Annotated in this window: 19 protein-coding genes; 10 read left to right on the top strand and 9 right to left on the bottom strand. The window is 59.1% G+C overall.

Annotated features, from left to right (window positions below):
* Positions 1 to 12: 12 nt before the first annotated feature.
* Entirely contained in the window at positions 13 to 540 is a 528-nt protein-coding gene (locus tag BJP08_RS05600; protein WP_071568684.1) for a PH domain-containing protein, read from the top strand.
* A gap of 3 nt (positions 541 to 543) precedes the next feature.
* Positions 544 to 2382, top strand: coding sequence for a dihydroxy-acid dehydratase (ilvD, locus tag BJP08_RS05595; protein ID WP_071568683.1), 1839 nt, complete (start codon positions 544 to 546; stop codon positions 2380 to 2382).
* A 13-nt stretch (positions 2383 to 2395) separates the two neighbouring features.
* On the opposite strand, the gene BJP08_RS05590 is transcribed toward ilvD, so the two are convergent.
* On the bottom strand, positions 2396 to 3214 hold the full coding sequence (locus tag BJP08_RS05590) for a DoxX family protein (protein ID WP_071568682.1): 819 nt from the start codon (positions 3212 to 3214) through the stop codon (positions 2396 to 2398).
* Positions 3215 to 3378: 164 nt separating this feature from the next.
* Here BJP08_RS05590 and BJP08_RS05585 point away from each other — a divergent pair, with 164 nt between their 5' ends.
* Complete coding sequence (locus BJP08_RS05585) at positions 3379 to 3840, top strand: MarR family winged helix-turn-helix transcriptional regulator (RefSeq protein ID WP_071568681.1); 462 nt, start codon at positions 3379 to 3381, stop codon at positions 3838 to 3840.
* 346 nt (positions 3841 to 4186) lie between these two features.
* A complete protein-coding gene (locus BJP08_RS05580; protein WP_071568680.1) occupies positions 4187 to 5620 on the top strand; it encodes a hypothetical protein in 1434 nt (477 codons plus the stop codon).
* Positions 5621 to 5698: 78 nt separating this feature from the next.
* Here BJP08_RS05580 and gatB read toward each other — a convergent pair whose 3' ends face one another.
* From gatB to gatC, 5 genes are all read right to left on the bottom strand, one after another.
* Positions 5699 to 7198: an Asp-tRNA(Asn)/Glu-tRNA(Gln) amidotransferase subunit GatB gene (gatB, locus tag BJP08_RS05575; RefSeq protein WP_071568679.1), complete on the bottom strand. Its 1500-nt coding sequence runs from the start codon at positions 7196 to 7198 to the stop codon at positions 5699 to 5701.
* Between the two features lie 22 nt (positions 7199 to 7220).
* On the bottom strand, positions 7221 to 8225 hold the full coding sequence (locus BJP08_RS05570) for a bile acid:sodium symporter family protein (protein WP_071568678.1): 1005 nt from the start codon (positions 8223 to 8225) through the stop codon (positions 7221 to 7223).
* 92 nt (positions 8226 to 8317) lie between these two features.
* Positions 8318 to 9349 carry a 6-phosphofructokinase gene (locus BJP08_RS05565; protein WP_071568677.1) on the bottom strand — a complete coding sequence of 344 codons (1032 nt, stop codon included), beginning with the start codon at positions 9347 to 9349 and terminating at the stop codon, positions 8318 to 8320.
* A 189-nt stretch (positions 9350 to 9538) separates the two neighbouring features.
* Positions 9539 to 11020 carry an Asp-tRNA(Asn)/Glu-tRNA(Gln) amidotransferase subunit GatA gene (gene gatA / locus BJP08_RS05560; protein ID WP_071568676.1) on the bottom strand — a complete coding sequence of 494 codons (1482 nt, stop codon included), beginning with the start codon at positions 11018 to 11020 and terminating at the stop codon, positions 9539 to 9541.
* Positions 11021 to 11022: 2 nt separating this feature from the next.
* Complete coding sequence (gene gatC, locus BJP08_RS05555) at positions 11023 to 11322, bottom strand: Asp-tRNA(Asn)/Glu-tRNA(Gln) amidotransferase subunit GatC (protein ID WP_070362590.1); 300 nt, start codon at positions 11320 to 11322, stop codon at positions 11023 to 11025.
* Positions 11323 to 11510: 188 nt separating this feature from the next.
* Between gatC and BJP08_RS05550 the strand changes: the two genes are divergently transcribed.
* Positions 11511 to 12176, top strand: a complete 666-nt coding sequence (locus BJP08_RS05550; RefSeq protein WP_071568675.1) for an amino acid-binding ACT domain protein — start codon at positions 11511 to 11513, stop codon at positions 12174 to 12176.
* Here the strand turns inward: BJP08_RS05550 and ligA are convergent.
* On the bottom strand, positions 12173 to 14221 hold the full coding sequence (ligA, locus tag BJP08_RS05545; RefSeq protein ID WP_369816401.1) for an NAD-dependent DNA ligase LigA: 2049 nt from the start codon (positions 14219 to 14221) through the stop codon (positions 12173 to 12175). The two genes, BJP08_RS05550 and ligA, sit on opposite strands and share 4 nt — an antisense overlap.
* A gap of 50 nt (positions 14222 to 14271) precedes the next feature.
* Here ligA and BJP08_RS05540 point away from each other — a divergent pair, with 50 nt between their 5' ends.
* Positions 14272 to 14955, top strand: a complete 684-nt coding sequence (locus BJP08_RS05540; RefSeq protein ID WP_071568674.1) for a 3'-5' exonuclease — start codon at positions 14272 to 14274, stop codon at positions 14953 to 14955.
* Here BJP08_RS05540 and BJP08_RS05535 read toward each other — a convergent pair.
* Both BJP08_RS05535 and mnmA read right to left on the bottom strand, forming a co-directional pair.
* A complete protein-coding gene (locus BJP08_RS05535; RefSeq protein ID WP_071568673.1) occupies positions 14952 to 15797 on the bottom strand; it encodes a methionine synthase in 846 nt (281 codons plus the stop codon). The genes BJP08_RS05540 and BJP08_RS05535 overlap by 4 nt on opposite strands.
* A complete protein-coding gene (gene mnmA / locus BJP08_RS05530) occupies positions 15794 to 16885 on the bottom strand; it encodes a tRNA 2-thiouridine(34) synthase MnmA (protein WP_083428429.1) in 1092 nt (363 codons plus the stop codon). Before mnmA ends, BJP08_RS05535 begins: the two co-directional genes overlap by 4 nt.
* 100 nt (positions 16886 to 16985) lie before the next feature.
* On the opposite strand from mnmA, the gene BJP08_RS05525 reads away from it, so the two are divergent.
* From BJP08_RS05525 to BJP08_RS05510, 4 genes are all read left to right on the top strand, one after another.
* Positions 16986 to 18167 carry a sensor histidine kinase gene (locus BJP08_RS05525; RefSeq protein WP_083428428.1) on the top strand — a complete coding sequence of 394 codons (1182 nt, stop codon included), beginning with the start codon at positions 16986 to 16988 and terminating at the stop codon, positions 18165 to 18167.
* Entirely contained in the window at positions 18164 to 18868 is a 705-nt protein-coding gene (locus tag BJP08_RS05520; protein WP_071568670.1) for a response regulator transcription factor, read from the top strand. Before BJP08_RS05525 ends, BJP08_RS05520 begins: the two co-directional genes overlap by 4 nt.
* A gap of 106 nt (positions 18869 to 18974) precedes the next feature.
* Positions 18975 to 19889, top strand: a complete 915-nt coding sequence (locus BJP08_RS05515) for an ABC transporter ATP-binding protein (RefSeq protein WP_071568669.1) — start codon at positions 18975 to 18977, stop codon at positions 19887 to 19889.
* The gene (locus BJP08_RS05510; RefSeq protein ID WP_071568668.1) at positions 19886 to 20632 is read left to right on the top strand and encodes an ABC transporter permease; all 747 of its coding nucleotides are present in this window, start codon (positions 19886 to 19888) and stop codon (positions 20630 to 20632) included. Before BJP08_RS05515 ends, BJP08_RS05510 begins: the two co-directional genes overlap by 4 nt.
* The last annotated feature ends 2 nt before the right edge of the window (positions 20633 to 20634 follow it).

Raw genomic sequence — 20634 nt, 5'->3', positions numbered from 1 at the left:
AGCATAACGTGCATGACTGACTCGTCCACCACTTTTCGCCCCAGCAAACAACACGTCATCGCGCTTGTCCTGATGACAGGCATCGCACTGATCGGTATTTCCTGGGCCCCGCTCATTCTGGGTTGGCTGCTGCTCATTCCGCTCGCGTGGCTGCTCTGGATTTTCACTGCCTCAACCACAATCAGCGAACAGGGCATCGCACTGCGGTACGTAGTGAAACCGAACGTCACCATCGCGTGGTCAGATTTGTCGGGGATTGCATTTCAGGGGGCTCGGGCGAAGGCCACAACCCAGGACGGAAAATCATACGCAATGCCTGGTGTGACCTTTAATATGCTGCCGGAACTCGCCGAGGCATCCCGCGGCCGTATCACGGACGTGATTACACAAGCGCAAGAAGCCGCCGACGGAAAATACGAAATCATCAACAAAGACGGCAATAAAGTACTAATGTCGCGAGAAGCCTACGACGAATATGTCAAGGCACACCCCGATCTGCTCGGGCCGCGGCCCGAGCCCGCGCCACGAACAAAGGAGTAAGCCGTGATCCCTCTTCGCTCACGAGTCACCACCATTGGCCGGCAAGCTGCAGGCGCCCGCGCGCTATGGCGAGCAACCGGTACGGAAGAAAATGAGTTCGGCAAGCCGATCGTGGCCATTGTCAACTCATATACGCAGTTCGTGCCGGGCCACGTGCACCTCAAAGAGGTCGGAGAAATCGTGGCGGAAGCCGTACGTGCCGCCAGGGGTGTGCCAAAGGAATTCAACACTATCGCCGTCGACGACGGCATCGCCATGGGGCATTCCGGCATGCTCTACTCCCTGCCCAGTCGTGAAATCATCGCGGATTCAGTGGAGTACATGGTCAACGCCCACACCGTCGACGCCATGGTGTGCATTTCCAACTGCGATAAAATCACACCGGGCATGCTCAACGCATCCCTGCGCCTGAACATCCCGACGGTCTTTGTCTCCGGCGGCCCAATGGAGTCGGGTAAGCCGATCAACGTTGGTGGCGTCGAAAAGCCAGCCTCCGACCTTGTTGACGCCATCGCACTCTCCGCGAACGAGGCCGTCTCCGACAGCGAACTCGACGCCATCGTCGAAGGCGCTTGCCCCACCTGCGGATCATGCTCCGGCATGTTCACCGCAAACTCCATGAACTGCCTCACCGAAGCCCTCGGGCTTTCGCTGCCTGGCAACGGCACCACCCTGGCGACGCACACCGCACGGCGTGAACTCTTCGAGAAAGCCGGCGCTACCATCGTTGACCTGTGCAACCGCTACTACGGAAACGGCGACACCTCCGTGCTCCCGCGCGAGATCGCAACCGTGCACGCGTTCCGCAACGCGATGTCCCTCGACATGGCCATGGGCGGGTCGACCAACACGATCCTGCACATCCTGGCCGCCGCGCAGGAAGGTGAAGTCGACTTCTCACTCACAGATATCGACGACCTCTCCCACCGCATCCCATGCCTCTCTAAAGTCGCACCCAACGGCACTGCCCACGTTGAAGACGTGCACCGCGCCGGGGGTATCCCCGCTATCCTGGGCGAACTCCACCGCGGTGGCCTGTTGCACGAAGACGTCCACTCAATCGTCTACGCCTCCCTCGACGAGTGGCTCAACGAATGGGACATCCGCGGCACCGGAGCGTGCGACGAAGCCATCGAACTGTTCCACGCCGCACCTGGCGGTACACGAACCACGCACGCGTGCTCGCAATCCGCGCGCTGGCCGAGTCTGGATACCGATGCGGTTCGCGGTGTGATCCACGATGTCGATCACCCGTTTACTTCCGATGGCGGATTGGTCGTCCTGCGTGGCAACCTTGCCCCGGACGGCGCAATCCTCAAGACTGCGGGCGTCGAAGAGGGCCTCTGGGAGTTCTCGGGGCCAGCGCGAGTCGTGGATTCGCAGGAACAGGCAGTATCGATGATTCTCGCCCACGAAGTGCTCGAGGGTGAAGTCGTCGTCATTCGTTACGAAGGCCCTGCGGGTGGTCCTGGTATGCAGGAGATGCTCCACCCAACGTCATTCCTGAAGGGCGCTGGACTGGGCACCAAGTGTGCGCTGATCACCGACGGTCGCTTCTCCGGCGGCACGTCAGGCCTGTCTATCGGGCATATTTCGCCTGAGGCTGCCCACGGTGGGCTCATCGGACTGATCGAAAACGGTGATACCATCTCGATTTCGGTCTCGCGGCGCGAGCTCACCCTCGACGTTGACGAGGCAGTCTTGGAAAAGCGCCGTGAAGCAATGGAAGCCTCCGAACACCCGTGGACACCGAATCGTGTCCGCGAAGTGTCGAAGGCTCTCAAGGTGTACGCCAAGATGGCGACATCCGCCGATAAGGGCGCCGTTCGCCAACTCGATTAACGAGTAGTGGTGGTTAGGCCAGTGGGTTCACCCCGGTGCCGAACCACCACAGGGCGCCCGCCGCTGCCAATCCGAGGATCGCGAAGACCCAGGAACTTGCCAGTGGTCGGCGTGCCCACGAGCGGGTTGCGTCGACACCGTACAAGCCAGGGCCAGTGAACTGCAGCGCGATCACCACTCCGAACAATACCGCAGCCAAGACAGTTACGGGCTCCCACTCAAACACGTTCACACCAACGCCGCTCACGACGATGCTGTGGATGACTGCAAAGCCAGTAACGGCAATCCCCACCATTGCCGCCACCGGCGCCAACAGTCCCAACAGCAGGAACACACCTGCTGCGAGCTGGAGCGTTGGCAGGACAATTGCCAGGCCGTCAGTAAACGCGTAGCCCTGCGCAGCAAACTCCGATTCCAAGCCGCCGATTCCAGCAGAGTTACCGAGACGGAAGAACACTGCGATCGACTGCAGAATGAGAATTAGCCCAACCGTCAAGCGTACGAGCAGCAGACCAAAATCAAGCGTGCCACGCTTTGCCTGCACGACCTTAGCCTCCTCCTCTTGAGCGGAATCAGCTGCCAGATCCGCGTCCGCGTAGGTAGTGGGCGCTGGGTCAACCACGTTGCTTGTGATGACGGTTTCTGTCACGGGAGCGGCGCCGAAGCTGCCTGGAGCGTCAGCGTTCGGAAACACCTCGGTCGGGGCGGCCTTCCCCGTCATCGAGTAGATTCCTTTCGTCGAGTCATCTCCAGCCGATCCCTGAAAGTCGGGAACGCCATCGAGACCACCAAAATCCTCGGGCGTAGCATCTCGCAAGTTTTTCTCAGTCATGCCTAGCAATCTAGAACAATTCTGCCCAATTCCGAGGCTGTGAACCGGCGCGCCATCAAACTTCTTGAGCGAAAAGATGCAGTTCCCCCTCTACACACCCCCGCAAGCGAATGCGTCACAGCCAATTAGGTTGAAAACTGTTGTATTCACTAACATCTCATCACATGCATCGATTCAGCTGGCTTGATGAACATGACACTGAAATTTGGCTCACCATGTGGGCGATGATCTCGTGGATCCCCGCCCGCCTCGACGAGGCACTGAAAGCCAATGAAAGCATGAATCTTTCTGATTACCTCGCCCTGGTAGAGATCGCACAAGCCGATGACCAGAGGATCACAATGAGCCAACTTGCGAAAGCGACGCAGATGTCAGCTTCTCGCCTCTCACACATCGTCGCACGTCTTGAAACTCGCGGCCTCGTGGCACGCAGCCAGGACTCTGCAGACCGTCGAACCAACATCGCGACGCTGACCGAGGACGGGGTTGAGTTCATCGTGCGGTCCACGCCTGGTTACCTCCAGAAGCTCCGCGAGCTCGTATTTGACTCCATCACGCCCGACGAAGCGGACCAGCTCAACCACATCATGAAAAAAATCGTGGCAAAAGCTGGCCCAGACCATTAAGTCCGGACCCCAAGAAAAGGTAACAGTTTTATAACGCTTTTAAGCACACCTTACGCTCATCGGTATCCAATCCCTCTCCCCGCATTCCACAGCCACCGTCGCCCGACCATTCCGCCAACATCCACCGCATTACCTGGCGGTTTACCTGAGGACGCTCCTCCCCGCATGTCAAGGCTGGACGTCGATAAACTTCGCATCCAGCTACATTAACGCTACCCCCCTGACCCTTTTACGGTGTGCGCTGCACAAATGCCTTTGATACCATCAACCCCCGTTCGGTGGCGGTCGACAAGAAGCCACCGCAAGTTTTTATTGACTTCTACATTTTTACTAGGGACACATTTTTATGCGTAAATCTATCCGAGTGGCGCTCGCATTCGTGGGGCTGCTCGTCGGAGCCGGCTTCGCCTCCGGCCAAGAAGTGATTCAGTACTTCCTCGCCTACGGGTATTGGGGCCTGGTCGGCTCGATCCTGGCAGGTATCATCATCGTGATCGTCGGATCGACGCTGTTCCAGCTCGGTTCTTTCTACCTCGCAGATGATCACAGCGCTGTGTTTAACAACGTATCGAAACCGATTGTCTCAAAGTTTATGGACATCGCCACGATGTTCACCCTCTTTGCAATCGGTTTCGTGATGGTCGCTGGCGCCGGATCGAACCTCGACCAACAGTTCGGACTTCCAACCTGGGTAGGCGCGGCTATTATGACCGTGCTGCTGATCCTGTCGGGGTTCCTCGACGTCGACAAACTCACCAACGTTATCTCCATCATCACACCGTTTCTGATCGTTGCGGTGATTGCTGCACTGATGATCACACTGGTCAACATGCCGGATAACATCAGCCAGATCAACGAGCTGTCCATGCAAAACGCTCCAGCGACGGGCGTTGGCAACAACTGGTTCCTCTCCGCAGTCAACTACGCGACACTCTGCATCATCATGGCTGTGTCGATGATCCTCGTCATTGCCGGTTCGCAGTTGAACCCACGCGAGGCAGGCATCGGCGGTCTGCTGGGCGGATTCATCTTCGCTGCGCTGCTTGTCATCCTCAACTTCATCATCTTCATGAATATGGAAGGCGTGTTCGGCGCTGACTTCCCGCTGCTGATGGTGTTCGACAACATGCACCCCACGGTCGGCTTCGTGGTTTCGCTGTTGATCTACCTGATGATCTATAACACCGCAGTGGGCATGTTCTACGCCATGGCACGGCGCCTGGCCCACGGTCGCCAGGAAAAGTTCCGCCTCATTTACTTCGTTGTGGTCGGAATCGGCTTCGCGCTGTCGTTCATCGGTTTCTCTGCCCTCGTCGGCTGGGTCTACCCTGTTGTCGGTTACCTTGGGCTGGTGCTCTCCGCGGTGATGATTATCTCGTGGTTCAAGGACCGCGGGCGCATCGCGGCTGAGACGAAGCGTCGCGAACGCCTTGCCGAGCTCGCAGAGACCGCCCTTGACCCTGCTGAGAGCGAACTGACCGCCAAGGAGCGCGAGGAGGTCGAAGACCTGGTCACCGAATCCCACGTCGGCGACACTCACCTCTGGCAGTCCGTCCAGGAAGAGGTCGCTGCCGACCTACATGCGGACCCCGAAAACGAATTTTCACTCGACGACGCGCCAGCCCTCGACCCAGAGTCTGAAGAGTACGAAGGCGCACCAGGCGACGCCGACTCCCACGACGACCCAATCGACTGGGAAGCCTACTCAGAGATGTACGAGACTGGTACCTTCCCCGCCGTCACCGACAAGGATGTCGACGAGGCATCGAAGGACAAGTAACCACGGCTCGTTCCAACACACAAAGCAGCCCCCGCACCGATTCAATCACGGTGCGGGGGCTGCTTCGTGCGCTGAAGCTTACGACAACTTCTTCGCGATCAGCTGGTTCACCTGCCCCGGGTCGGCCTTGCCCTGGGTCGCCTTCATGACCGCCCCAACGATCGCGCCGGTGACCTTCTTGTTGCCGGCACGGTACTTCTCGACGATGTCCGGGTTCGCAGCCAACGCGTCATCGACGGCCTTCTCGATGGCCCCGTCATCACGAACAACCTCGAGACCGCGTGCCGCGACAACTTCGTCGACATGGCCTTCACCAGCGATCACACCGTCGATGGCCTGGCGGCCCAGCTTGGTGGTCAGCTTGCCTTCCTTCACCAGTGCAACCACGCGGGCAACATCCTTCGGAGTAACACCAACCGCGTCGAGATCCTTGCCGAGCTCGTTCGCCTTGCTCTGGATGTACGACACCCACCACGCACGTGCCTCGTCAGGAGTGGTGCCTTCCTCGACCGTATCCACAACCAGATCCAACGCGCCAGCATTCACCAGGTCGCGGAACTCCTTTTCAGGCAGCTGCCACTCCTCCTGGATACGAGCTCGGCGCACCCACGGGAGCTCCGGGAGGGTCTTACGGATCTCTTCGACCCACTCGGGCTTCGCAATCACCGGAGGCAGGTCAGGATCGTTGAAGTAGCGGTACTCGGATGCTTCTTCTTTTGGACGCCCCTTCGAAGTCGAGCCGTCCTTCTCCTGGTAGTGGCGGGTCTCCTGCACGATTTCTTCGCCATTCACAAGAGCTTGTGCTTGGCGCATCATCTCGAAGCGCACAGCCTGCTCTACAGACTTCAGCGAGTTAATATTCTTCGTCTCCGTGCGGGTACCGAACTTCTCTTGTCCGATCGGGCGGAGTGAGACGTTGGCGTCACAACGCATGGAGCCTTGGTCCATACGCGCATCAGAAACCCCCAATGCCTTCACAAGCTCACGAAGCGCCCCAACATATGCACGAGCAACCTCAGGAGCGCGCTCCCCCGCACCGATAATCGGCTTCGTCACAATCTCGATGAGCGGGACGCCAGCGCGGTTGCAATCCACCAAGGAGGCCGTCGCGCCAGTAATTCGACCGGAAGCAGACCCCAAGTGCGTCAGCTTGCCGGTGTCCTCTTCCATGTGCGCGCGCTCGATTTCGACGCGGTACTCAGTGCCGTCGTCGAGCAGGACATCAAGGTACCCGTCGTATGCAATCGGCTCGTCGTACTGCGAGATCTGGTAGTTCTTCGGCTGATCCGGGTAGAAGTAGTTCTTACGAGCAAATCGGGAGCTTTCCGCAATCTTGCAGTTCAGCGCAAGGCCAATCTTGATGGCCCACTCAACACCCTTGGCATTCACGACGGGCAACGCGCCAGGCAACCCGAGCGACACCGGGTCGACGTTGGTGTTGGGCGCCGCACCGAAGTGGGCTGAAGATGTCGAGAACATCTTGGTCTCAGTCGCTAACTCGACGTGCACCTCCAACCCCATCACGGGGTCGAATTTTTCCAGTACTTCGTCGTAATCCATCAGGTCGTACGCAGTCATAGTGCTCTAGTGTAGTGCTCTCTTAGTTTTCCGTGTCGCTTGGCGCGCCATTAGCACGTTTCCGCTGGTCCGCCGAGCGGCAGATGAACGCAAACATCGCGCCGGACAGGTTATGCCACACAGAAAACACTGCCGCGGGCAACGCAGCGACTGGGTTCATGTACTGTGCCGCGAGAGTAGCTGCCAGACCAGAATTCTGCATGCCAACTTCGACAGCCATCGTCCGCGCGGCCGTCTCTGGCTGACGCGTCGCCTTTCCGGTGAGGTAGCCAAGCAAGTAGCCCAAAATGTTATGGAGCGCCACGCACAGCAAAACCAACAGGCCTGCCTCGGCGAGCTTCTCGCGCGATCCCTGCACCACTATCGCTACGATCATCGAGATCGCGATGACGGACACCCACGGCAGAGCAGGCAAGATGGCATCGACTAGCCGGGGAAGCACGAGACGTACAACAAGCCCCAACACGATCGGCACGATCACCATCTTGACGATCGAGAGGGCCATCGCTGCCGCACTGACCGGCATGTGCTGCCCGGCAAGCCAGAGCGTCAACAGCGGAGTCATGATTGGTGCCAGCAGCGTCGAGACGGAGGTCATCGTGACCGACAGGGCGACGTCGCCGCGGGAAAGGTAGCTGACAACGTTCGAGGAGGTACCTCCCGGGGCACACCCAACCAGAATCACACCAGCCGCGATCTCAGACGGCAGACCGAGCACCGCGATGATAGCAACCGCGATCGCAGGCATGATGACGAACTGCGCGACTACACCAATCAACACCGGAAGCGGGCGGGAGAACACCAGGCGAAAGTCAACGGGGCGCAGTGTCAGGCCCATACCGAACATGACGATACCAAGGAGCCACGTGGTCCAACCGGAAATCGGGGCGACAATGCCCGGAGCCGCAGCACCAAACGCAAAGCCGATCAGCACTAATACGGGAAAGCCAAGCGTTGCGAAATACGCGGCACGCTCCTGCGTATTCCCGTTAGACGGTTCCTTTTTCTCAACTACCGAAACACTCATAGGTAGTACTATAAACCTACTAAGGAAGCGCCCGCGCCAGTTTCCACAAAACTTTTGCACTGGCACGGGCGCTTCACCCAAAGAAATTATTTTTACCCAAACATGCTGCGCGCGGTCTTGTAACGATGATCCGGCACCGTCTTCAAGCGCGCCACTGCAGACTCAAGCGGCACCAAGTCAATGTCTTCACCATGGAGTGCGACACAGGAATCAAAGTTTCCCTCGTGCGCGGCGCGTGCCGCGTGCACACCATAGCGGGTCGCAAGCACACGGTCATAAGCCGTCGGAGTACCACCGCGCTGGATGTGGCCGAGCACCGTGGTGCGGACGTCATACCCAAGGCGACGCTTGATCTCATCGGCGATAATCTGGCCCATCCCGTTGAACGTCTTGTGGCCGAATTCATCTTCCTCGCCGAGGCCGGCGTCCATCGTGCCTTCCTTCGGAATTGCACCTTCGGCGACGACGATGATGCCGTACTTTTCACCCATCTGGAAGCGACGTTCCATCGCCTTGCAAATATCATCGATATCAAATGGGTCTTCAGGAATGACCGTGTAGTGTGCACCACCAGCCATGCCTGCGTGGAGTGCAATCCAGCCCACATGTCGCCCCATCACTTCAACGATCAGGATGCGGTTGTGCGATTCCGCAGTCGTGTGCAGGCGGTCAATCGCATCGGTAGCGACCGATACAGCAGTATCAAAGCCGAACGTGTAGTCCGTCGCTGCAACATCGTTATCGATCGTCTTCGGCACACCAACAACTGGGATACCGTTATCGGACAACCACTTTGCGCCCTTGAGCGTGCCTTCGCCGCCGATTGCGATCAACGCGTCGACGCCGGCATCTGCCATGTTGGCCTTAATGGTGTCAATCCCGGCCTTGAACTTGTCGGGGTGCAGACGACCAGTGCCCAAGATTGTGCCGCCACGCAGCAAAATCGAGTCAATAAAGGCGTCGTCGTAGAGGTCAATCCTGCGGTCTTCCATCAGTCCGACCCAGCCATCGAGGTACCCGACTACTGTCGAGCCATATTCCGCGCTGGCGGTTCGGACGATTCCGCGAATGACGGCGTTCAGCCCTGGGCAGTCGCCGCCGGAGGTAAGAGTGGCAAGTCGCATACACACAACCCTAGCGCCTCGAAGGCAAAAGGGCTTAGTCGCATGGGATAAAATTTCGATAACCGCAGGTCACGGCGACTAAATTGATGCTCTCATTTCGGTATAGTTTGCCCGATAAGGCCGCTAAGGTGTTATCAAAATGACGAAACCCCGCGGCACAAGGCCACGGGGTCCAAGAGAGCTAAACGCCTAACGCCCAGCCTCAAACGCCGCACCGACGCGGTACAGGCGCTCATCCTCGAACGCAGGCGCAATGAGCTGCAAGCCAACCGGCAGACCGGTGTCGCTCGCGGTCCCGGCAGGAACACTCATGCCTGGCAAACCGGCCAAGTTCAGCGGCAAGGTGAAAAGGTCGAAGTTGTACATCGCCAACGGGTCGTCGACCTTCTCCCCGATCTTAAACGCCGTCTGAGGCACCGCTGGGCCAGCGATGACATCGACTTTCTCGAACGCTCGGCGAAAATCCTCCGCAATGAGCGTACGGACACGCTGCGCCTGCAGGTAGTACGCGTCGTAGTAGCCAACAGACAGGGCATACGTACCGAGAATGATACGACGCTTCACCTCTGGGCCGAACCCATCACCGCGCGACGAAGCCATGACCTCCTCTGCAGAGTGCTTCCCGTCGTCACCCGTGCGAAGGCCGTAGCGCATACCGTCGAACCGCGCGAGGTTCGACGAGACCTCCGACATCTGAATGATGTAGTAGGCCCCCATGACGTCGTCGAAGCTCGGGCAGTCAACCTCCACGATTTCTGCACCCTGGCGCTCAAGCTGTGCGAAGGCGGCGTCGATACGCTCAGTAACCCCTGCCTGGGTGCCCGGCCGCGCGAACTGCTTCACTCGACCAATCTTCACGCCAGACAGATCCCCCGAAGCGCCCTGCTCGGCGGCGGCTGCAAGCTCCTGCACCGGAGTATCTACACTCGTGGCATCGAATTCGTCGTGGCCACCAATAATCTCATGTAGCAACGCCGTGTCGAGGACGTTATTCGCGCACGGCCCAACCTGATCCAGCGAAGATGCGCAGGCGATTACACCGTAGCGAGAAACCCCGCCGTACGTGGGCTTCACGCCAACAGTCCCCGTCAACGACGCAGGCTGGCGGATGGACCCGCCAGTATCGGTTCCAATACCCAATGGAGCCTGGCCAGACGCGAGTGCCGCAGCCGTACCGCCACCGGAGCCACCCGGAACGCGCTCAAGGTCGTGCGGGTTGCGGGTGACCTGGTACGCAGAGTTCTCTGTAGAGGACCCCATCGCAAACTCGTCGAGGTTTGTCTTGCCCAAAATAGGGATTCCAGCTTCGCGGAGCTTGCGCACAACAGTGGCGTCGTACGGGCTGCGGTACCCCTCCAGCATCTTCGATGCCGCGGTAGTCGGCGCGTCGGTAGTGACCAACAAATCCTTCAATGCCAACGGCACGCCGGCGAGCTTCGAAGCTGGAGGCTCACCCGCAGCTACCTGGGCGTCAACAGCATCAGCTGCAGCAAGCGCCTCCTCAGCGCCAACATGGAGGAAAGCCCCGAGCTTCTCGTCGGTCTCCGCAATACGGTCGAGGAACGCCTGAGTAACCTCACGCGACGTCAATTCACCGGACTGAATCTTCTGGGCAAGCACGTGAGCCGGAAGCGACACAATACCTTCAGTTGGGAGCGTGTACTCAGTCATGCCTACTCACTTTCTCCAAGAATCTGTGGAACTACGAAGCGCTCTTCGTCAACCTCAGGGGCCTGGTCAAGGGCCTGTGCCTGCGTCAACGTCTTCTTCTCGACGTCCGGCCTCATGCCAGCGTCAATCGAATGGGGGTGGCTCATCGGCTCTACCCCATCAGTGTCGACCTGTTGCACCTTCGAAACAGCATCAACGATGGTGTCGAGCTGCTGGGCAATCTGGTCAAGCTCATCCTCCTGCAACGCGATACGCGCAAGGCGTGCGATGCGGGAGACCTCATCACGTGAAATCTCAGCCAATGTGAAGTCCAATCTTTACCGTAGGTTAGCCACTAAAACGTGTTCATTCTACGTTATCCCCAGAAACCACATCGCACTAGGCGACACCACACCCTGAAGCACAACGTTTTCGCTACTTTTTACGATTAGATGCATATATTCATACAATTGACAGCATTGAGACGGCTTCCGATGCTATAACAGAGCATATGTCTTACCTCGTACGAGTGACCTTGCCCGACCTACCCGGCAGCCTTGGCGAACTCGCAGAAGCCTTCGGCATCATCGACGCAAATATTCAATCCGTCGATATTGTCGAAACTGATCCGAGTGGCACCGTCACTGACGACATTGTTGTCAGCCTGCCAACCGGAACGATGGTCGACGCATTAATCACCGCCGCTTCCGCCATCGACGGCGTCGAAGTGGACTCAATCCGTCCCTTCGATGGACGCGTCGACCGCAGCGGCCACATCAGGATGCTGGCTAAGATTGCTGAGCTTGGAAAGAAGCCAAAACAAGCACTCGACGAACTCACGGCCATGATCCCACAAGCCATGACCTCGTCATGGGCAGTCGTGCTGCAATACACCCCAGCAGGGCTTCAGCGTTTGTGCGCATCCCAAGCTGCACCCGAAGATGACCAGTCCCACCCCGTCATGCCTCCCCTCGAACATGCGCGGGTGCTGGTCCAAGACAACGACACATGGACGCCTGAATCGTGGTGGCAGCTCGACACTGCGCTTGCCATCACTCCACTCGGCACCTCTGGCTACATCCTCGTCGTCGGGCGTATCGGTGGACCCGACTTCCTCGCATCAGAGGTGGCGCAAATCGGAGACCTGGGAACCATCATCGGCTCCATTTTGTCCTAGTTCTCCACCCCTTCTGGCCCCTGTTCAAGCAGGCGTGTGAACTCGTCCTCACTTAATATCCTGAGGCCGAGGTCGCGCGCCTTTTGTTCTTTAGACCCGGCATTTTCCCCTACAACCACATAGTTGGTCTTCTTTGACACAGACCCCGAGGCCCTTCCTCCACGCGAGACGATCGCCTCCTTCGCGCTGTCTCGTGAGTATCCTTCCAGCGTGCCCGTGACAACCACGGTGATCCCTTCGAGGGTTTGCGGAGCAACGTCGTCGGAATCAATCTCCATCGTCACGCCCGCTGCAGTCCACTTTTCGACGATGTCGCGGTGCCAGTCAACGCGGAACCACTCCTGAAATGATTCCGCAATGATATCGCCCACTCCATCTGTTTGCGCGAGATCGTCCAGTGGGGCGTCGATAAGTGCTTCCATGCTGCCGTAACGCGAGGCGAGTGCTCTTGCTGCGGTCGGGCCGACGTGCCGGATAGAAAGCGCGACGAGGACCCGCCAAAAATCGGCGTGCTTCGCCGTGGCAAGGTTTTCTAGCAGTTTCCTGCCCGAAGCATTCACGGCACCCTTCTTGGTTGTATACACCTGCGACTTCTTCAGATCCTCTTCAGTGAGGTCAAAAAGATCGCCTTCGTCCTGGATGACGCCGGTGTCGATCATGTCCTGCGCGCCTTTTTCACCCAGCGCCTCGATATCAAAGGCTCCACGGCCGGCAAGATACTTCAGACGTTGCGCCAGCTGTGCAGGGCATGAACGAGTATTCGGGCAACGCCAGTCAGCATCGCCCTCCTTCGCGGGTGCCAACGTGGCCCCGCAGCTCGGGCACTCCGCGGGAAACACGAACTCGTGCTCTTCCCCGGTGCGAAGGTCTGCGACGGGTCCCAGAACCTCGGGGATAATCTCGCCGGCTTTTCGTACCACGACTGTGTCGCCAATCAGCACACCCTTGCGGCGAACCTCAGTTGGGTTGTGGAGCGTCGCCATGGAAACAGTGGTTCCTGACACGAACACGGGCTCCATCACCGCGTACGGCGTAACGCGGCCTGTTCGTCCAACGGAGACCTCGATGTCAAGCAGCTTCGTCGTGACTTCTTCCGGCGGATACTTGTAGGCAATTGCCCACCGTGGCGCCCGCGACGTCGCCCCGAGCTGACGCTGTTCTTCCACCTCATCGACTTTCACAACGAGGCCATCCATCTCGTGAATAGCGTCGTGGCGGTGCTGCTCCCAATATCGGACAGCCTCCACCACATCGTCAGCGGTCACTGCACACTTCGTGTATTCGGACACTGGCAACCCCCACGCAGCAATTTGTTCGTAGGCTTCGTGCTGGGTCACCGGGGCAAACCCTTCTCGTGCTCCGATGCCGTGGCAAATCATGCGGAGCTTGCGCTTCTTCACATCCTCAGGATCTTTTTGGCGCAGACCTCCCGCTGCCGCGTTACGCGGATTTGCGAACGGTTTTCCGCCCTCTTCAATGCGCGCCGCGTTCAAATCTGGGAAGTCCTCGGGTCGAATGAAAACCTCGCCCCGAACCTCCACCAGCGCGGGGGCCTCTCCCTCTAGCTGGTGCGGTATGTCCTCGATGACCTTTGCATTCGCCGTAATATCCTCGCCAACGCGTCCGTCGCCGCGCGTAGCTGCTCGGACCAGCACACCGTTTTCATACACGAGGTCAATCGACAACCCGTCAATCTTCAACTCTGTAAGGTACGGGCCCGGCGTTTTTGCCAACCAGTCCCGCAACTCGGCTTCCGAAAACACGTTATCCAAGCTCATCATCCGCTCGAGGTGCTCGACATCAGCGAATGGGCCGTCTGTCGGAGCACCAACCTGCATGGTTGGTGAGTCTGGTACTGCCAACTCAGGGTGCTCTTCTTCAAGCTTGACCAAGCGCTGGAAAAGATCATCAAACTCGGCATCGCTAATGACGGGTTGGCTGTTGTAATACAGGTCCCGGTGGTGGCGCACTTGGCCAGCGATGTCGTCCCAGAGTCGACGCACTTCAACGTCATTAGCAGGCAATTCGTTCATATTTTCGTTCATAACGTGCAAGTCTAGCGCCTCCGTCCGACACGGTTAGTAAGGTAAGGAGCATGGCTTTCTTCGACGCATCCCGCATGATGTCTTTCGACCTCGAGACAACCTCTGTCAACCCGCGCACTGCGCGCATTGTGACGTCCGCGCTCGTCACCATCGACGGTGCTCAGGCCAACGCACACGAGGCCCTCGCCGACCCCGGAGTCGAAATTCCCGCTGAGGCCGCTGCGGTCCATGGCATCACCACGGAATACGCACGGGAGCACGGCCGCCCGCACGACGAGGTCCTGCAGGAAACAGTCGACATGATTAAGCGCGGTTGGGACGACGGCCTCACCCTCATCGTCTTTAACGCGCCGTATGACCTTTCTGTCCTTCGCCAGCTCACCGGAGATTTCACGGTGACTGGCCCTGTGTTCGATCCCCTCGTTATCGACAGGGCAAAAGATCGCTACAGGAAGGGCAAGCGCAACCTCGGCGCGCTCTGTGAGCTGTACGGAGTAAAGCTCGACAATGCCCATGACGCGACGGCGGACGCAACAGCCGCGGCTCGCCTCGCTTGGAAGCAAGTCCGCTCAACGTACCCCGAACTCGCCCAGATGAGCACGGACGAGCTGATGGAGTTTCAGGCGGTGGAGTATTACAAACTCCAAACGGAGTTGCGGGAGTTCTTCGAGTCAAAGGGACGTGACGTTTCCAATTTCACCACGTCATGGCCGATGATAGGGGATGCGAGCTAACGCAACCCTTCCGCCATTTCAGCGGCTTCTCGATAATTTTCAGCGGCCTGTAGCAGCGTGTCCGCGGGCCGGGCCCACACGTCGAAGCTGCATGTATCAGGATCAGTTTGGAGTTCGTCGAGTACGTTCCACACGTCCCGCGGTTGCATCGGCGCGAGTGCGAAGCGGCTCCCACGATCGAGCAATTGTGCAAAGTGGTCCTTCTCGCCCGTCGTTTGCAGGGCCGCAAGGTCAACAGTCTGCCACGGCACATCGATCATGACGGGTGCGTGCAACAGGTACTCACCGAAGCTCGCGAGGCGCTCCTCGGGTTCCGGGTACGCTGGAATGCGCTCGGCCTCGGTTGCGCCGCGCAGTGTGCCGTGCATCACGGCGTCGAGGCTGGGCTCGTCGATTTGCAGCACCGTCGGCGCTAAGCGACGCTCCACATCCTCTCTATGATCACGGATAGCCTGTGCAAGCGCCTCGGTCACATCCCGCAGCGCGCCGGAGTCCGTGATCATGCGGTGGCCGTTGCTCATCTCGATTTCGGCAGCAAGCGTCCATGGCCCGACTACCTGGACTTTGACCCTATCGAGCTTGCCTGCCCACAGGGACTCCAGTACGTCGAGGTCGCGGTTCATCTGGTCGCGCACCGCACGGTGCTGCGTGCCGACGCGCCACCCGCGTGGGCCTCGATCAATGGGAATGTCGAGCAGCGCGGCCGTTCGCCCAATCAGATCACTCCCGATCCCTCGCCCTGGCAACTGCGGGATGTGAGGCAGTGGCGACTCGGAAAGTACGACGTCCGCGGCAGCTACCAGGTCCGTGCCGGGCAACTCCCCCAGTCCAAAGGCCGTCATGGTTGCACGCTCGACGTCCCGCAGATCGTGCCGGACCCCAGGACAACATCGCCAAGTCCGTCAGGGTCAGGCAGGTACAGCACAGCAGCCTGTCCTCGTGCGACGCCCTCGAGAGGCGTCTCGAGCTCGAGGTGCATGCTGTCGCCCTCAACGCGCGCTCGGCAGGCCACGACCCCGCCGTGCGCGCGGATCTGGACGTTGGCCGCAAACTCTCCCTGCATCGCCGGGTGCAGTACTTTCACGCGGTCGGCGTCGATTTGCCATACCTTGAGCGCCTCGCGCGGACCGACAGTAACCGTGCCCGTGGTGGCATCGACATCCGTGACGTATCGTGGCTGTCCGTCCTGCGCTGGCACTCGAAGGTTGAGTCCGCGGCGCTGCCCGATGGTGTACTGGAATGCGCCGTCGTGTTCTTTGAGCTCGGTGCCGTCCTGATCCCGAACGATTCCGGGACGCATGCCAATCGATCTACCTAAAAACGCCTGGGTGTTGCCGTCAGGGATGAAGCAGATGTCGTAGGAGTCCGGCTTCTGCGCAGTCGAAAAACCGAACGCTGCCGCCTCTTCGCGGATTTGCGGCTTTTCTGTGTCCCCGATCGGGAAGATGCACTTGTCGAGTTCGTCGCGGGTCAGCACCCCCAGCACATACGACTGGTCTTTCAGCGGGTCGACAGAGCGCCGTAGGTTTCCGTCGTCGTCGATAATCGCGTAATGGCCAGTTGCGATGGCATCGAATCCAAGCGCGATAGCGCGCTCAAGCAAAGCTGCAAACTTGATTTTCTCGTTGCATCGCAGGCATGGGTTCGGGGTCTCTCCGTGTTCGTACGACCACACGAAATTATCAATAACCTCGGCCTTAAAACGATCGGAGAAGTCCCACACATAGAACGGGATACCGAGCTTGTCACATACGCGGCGAGCATCTGCAGAATCCTCAAGGGAGCAACACCCGCGCGCTGACTCTCTAGTGGCCTGCGGGTCCTGCGAGAGCGCCAGATGCACTCCCACAACGTCGCGGCCAGCCTGGACAAGGCGTGCTGCGGCCACCGAGCTGTCCACGCCTCCACTCATCGCCACTAAAACTCGCATGTGGCGGAAGTGTACCCGCGAGGAGAAGGAGAAGGAAAGCGCCCGGCGAATCATACCGTGGCATGACGCTTGTCCGCGCGAGGTCGGTTAGGTTGATGGTATGCCACCCACGACTTCTCAAGCACCGTTGCGTATGCGAGACGCTGGCATCGCACTTGTACTCGGCGTGGGTGCATTGCCCGGCGTCCTCAACGCTACGGGTTCTTTGTGGGGAGTTGTGCCGCTTCTTGTGTGGGCACTTATCGCTCCGTTTGCTCGCTGGCAGTGGCCTACGATGACTGTGCTGACCGCATTTGCGTTGTTAGGCATGCACGCGTTCAGCACCGAGCTCACCGTCGCCGTGATCGTCGTTGGAGTGTTCACGGCCTACATCATCCGACGAAACGTACGCCCTTTCCTCCGCGACCTCGCTGCCGCTTCGCTCGTCGTTGGTGACCTTGTCGCACTATCCTTCGTCTCACCAGTATTGCGAAGCATGCCGTTTGCACAGCAGCTCCCCTACCTCGCGTGGAGCACCACGCTGCTCGTAGCAGCAGGACTCTTCGGAGAGCTGCGCAGACGAACCGAAGAAGCGGCAGCACGTGAACTCGAGCAGGCGCTGCAACAACAGCGGATCGAACTTGAACATGCCATGTCTGCGCAACGCGCATTCCTCGCCCGCGAGATTCACGATGTAGTCACCCATTCATTGACTGTTATTGTCGCGCAGGCGGATGGTGGGCGCTACGGCGGAGACAGTGAGGAGGCGCTCCGGGTAATTGGAGAGGTCGGGCGGAAGTCACTGGGGCAAATGCGCGAGGTGGTCGCGTTACTTCGTGCGCCCGAGTCGCGGCCTGTCGAGCCCTCACCAGTTTCACTCGATTTCGATGAGCTGGTTCACACCAGTCAACTCGGTGGGCTTGATATCAAATACACAGTACGCGGTACCCCTCCAGAGCAGCTACCACTTGCCACTTCCCTCGCAGCCCGACGTGTGGTGCAGGAAGCTCTTACGAATGCACTGAAACACGGCGACGGCAGTGCTTCGCTCGATGTTGCGTGGGATGAAAATCATGTGGCAATCCGCGTAACCAATAGCTTCGACGACACTGCGACAGTCCCCGTTCATGGCCACGGCCTGCGTGGGATGCGCGAACGCGCCGCTCTTATCGGCGCTACTTTGCAAGCTGAACCTGTGCCCAGCAGCGACGGAGGAGCACAGTGGGTCACGCAAGTGAAGATTCCTTACGCTCACCAACATTCCGACGGAAGCCAGTACCCGGGCACGATGGAGCGCACATGACCCCAATTCACATAGGTATCATCGACGACCAGGTCCTCTTCCTCCACGGTATCCGGCGAGTGATCGACTCCCAGACGGATTTACAAGTAGTTTGGCTTGCTTCGAACGGAGCGGAGGCACTCGAGCAGCACGCGTCCCACCCGGTCGACGTGGTCTTGATGGACGTGCAAATGCCCATCCTCGACGGCATCTCCGCCACGGCAGAGTTCGTCCGCCGTTTTCCGGAGGCTAAAGTGGTCATCCTCACCACGTTTGATGACGAAGACTACGTCGTCAATGCGCTGAAAGCCGGGGCGAGCGGATTCTTGCTCAAGGACGCCCAACCCGAAGTACTTCTCGACGCCATCCGTACCGTCGCTGCCGGAGACGCCGTGATCTCTCCACGCGCCACTAAGCGGATCGTGGCTCGGTTTTCCAACCGCGCCCAACTAACCGCGCGCACCGACGTCGAAACGTCGCTCTCGAGTGCCGACCGCATTGCTCTTGACGAGCTCACCACTCGAGAACGTGAAGTACTCGTCGCGATTGGACGGGGCTGGTCAAACACGGAGATCGCTGAGCGCATGTTTATCTCCATGCCGACAGTGAAGACGCATGTCGGGCGCATCTTGTCTAAGACGCAGTCGCGCGACCGCGTACACGCGGTACTGTTCGCCTACCGCACGGGTCTTGTCAGCCGTTCCGATCTGCTCGACGAATAGGCGTCACCATCTCCTGAATCATCCTCTCGATCATCCCCCAGTATGACGCGGAAGATGGTACCCAGCTCCGACGTTTTCGTGAGGACGCTTGGCGATAGTAGACACCATGAACTCACCGATCATTACTACACGGGGTCTCACAAAGACGTACGGTACGCACACTGTCGTCAATAACCTCGCGCTTGAAATCCCCCAGGGCGCTGTACACGGGCTGCTTGGCCCGAACGGCTCTGGTAAATCAACCACAATGAAGATGCTGCTCGGCCTGGTCACCCCGACCGCCGGTGAAATCACGGTATTGGGGCAGCCGATGACCCGCGCCACGCGTGCCGAGGTCCTTTCCAGTATCGGCTCGCTCATCGAGTCGCCAGCGGCCTACCCGCACCTCACCGGTGCGGAAAACATGCAGATTGTGACGCGGCTATTCAGGGCTGACCCGGCGAACGCAAAACGCGCGGTACGGCTTGTTCGCCTGGAAAAGCACATGAACAAGCAGGTCAAGCACTATTCGCTCGGTATGAAGCAGCGCCTCGGCATCGCGTTCGCACTCGTACGCGACCCGCAGCTACTCGTTCTGGACGAGCCGACCAACGGCCTCGACCCAGCCGGTATCGAAGAAATCCGCGAGCTCATCATTAGCCTCGCACGCGACGAAGGGCGCACAGTCCTTGTCTCGAGCCACCTGCTGTCTGAAATCGAAAAGATGGCCACCAGCTTCAGCATTATCAACCAAGGCAATCTCGTTTTCCAAGGCTCGCAACAGCAGCTTTTCGACGCCCACCTACCCGACGTCTACGTCCAAACCCCAGCGGCAACCGTTGCCGCCGAGGTTCTCCACGATATGGGCCCACGCATCGTTTCCGGCGGCGTGGAGGTATCCGGGCTCAGCGATGATGCTGTGGCTGCCGCATGCGCGCAGCTTGTACGCCGCGGGGTTCCGATCCACCAGGTCCTGCGCAAACGTCGCAGCTTAGAGGAAATCTTTATCGGGATGACGGGACGTAGGGGGCTCAGCGCATGAACCTCGAGCTTTTAAAACTGCGCCGCACACATATCCTATGGCTGGGCGCGGCGCTGTCCCTCGGCATCGTGTTGTTCGCATCGATGAACCTGTTTTCTGCCGGACAGGTCGACTCCTTCGTCACAGACCCAGCCATCGCGTGGGCTGGCCAGTTGGTTGCGGTAGCAATGCCGCTCGCTTTTCTTACCCCACTGCAGATGGCGCTCATCGCCAGCCGTGCAGTAGATAGCGAGCATGCAAGTGGCGGGTGGCTGCTCAACGCGGTTGCTGGCGTCCGCAAGGGCTCCCTGCTGCGCAGTAAGTTGCGAGTAGTGGCACCCCTCGTCGTCGTGCTCAAACTGCTGGAGTTCGGAGTATGTATCGCGCTACCGGTACTGCTCGGAGCACCACTACCGAGCACAAGCACTGCCACAGCTTGGGCCGTATACGGCGCCACCGCGATAATTAGCAGCCTGGCCATCGCAAGCACCATGCTGCTACTCGCTGCGATCACTGAATCTCAAATCGGCGTGCTCTCTCTCGGCGTGGCAGGTGGCTTCTTCGGCATCGCCTCGCTGCTCTCCCCTGCATGGCTCGCCGTGCTGAACCCCTTTGGCTACTTTGCTGTGCTGCTTCCCTACACGTTCACAGACGAAGGCATCGTCCCTACACAGCCTGGATGGGCGGCGTGGTGCATCTACATCGTCCTGCTTGCGACTGGGTTTGTGGCAGCCACGAGGTGGCTCAACAGGAAGGAAATCTAACC

Source organism: Corynebacterium sp. NML140438, from assembly GCF_001875725.1.
In the GTDB taxonomy this organism is placed as follows: domain Bacteria; phylum Actinomycetota; class Actinomycetes; order Mycobacteriales; family Mycobacteriaceae; genus Corynebacterium.
The sequence above is the reverse complement of the archived record's forward strand: the minus strand, read 5'-3'. Positions and strand labels throughout refer to the sequence as shown.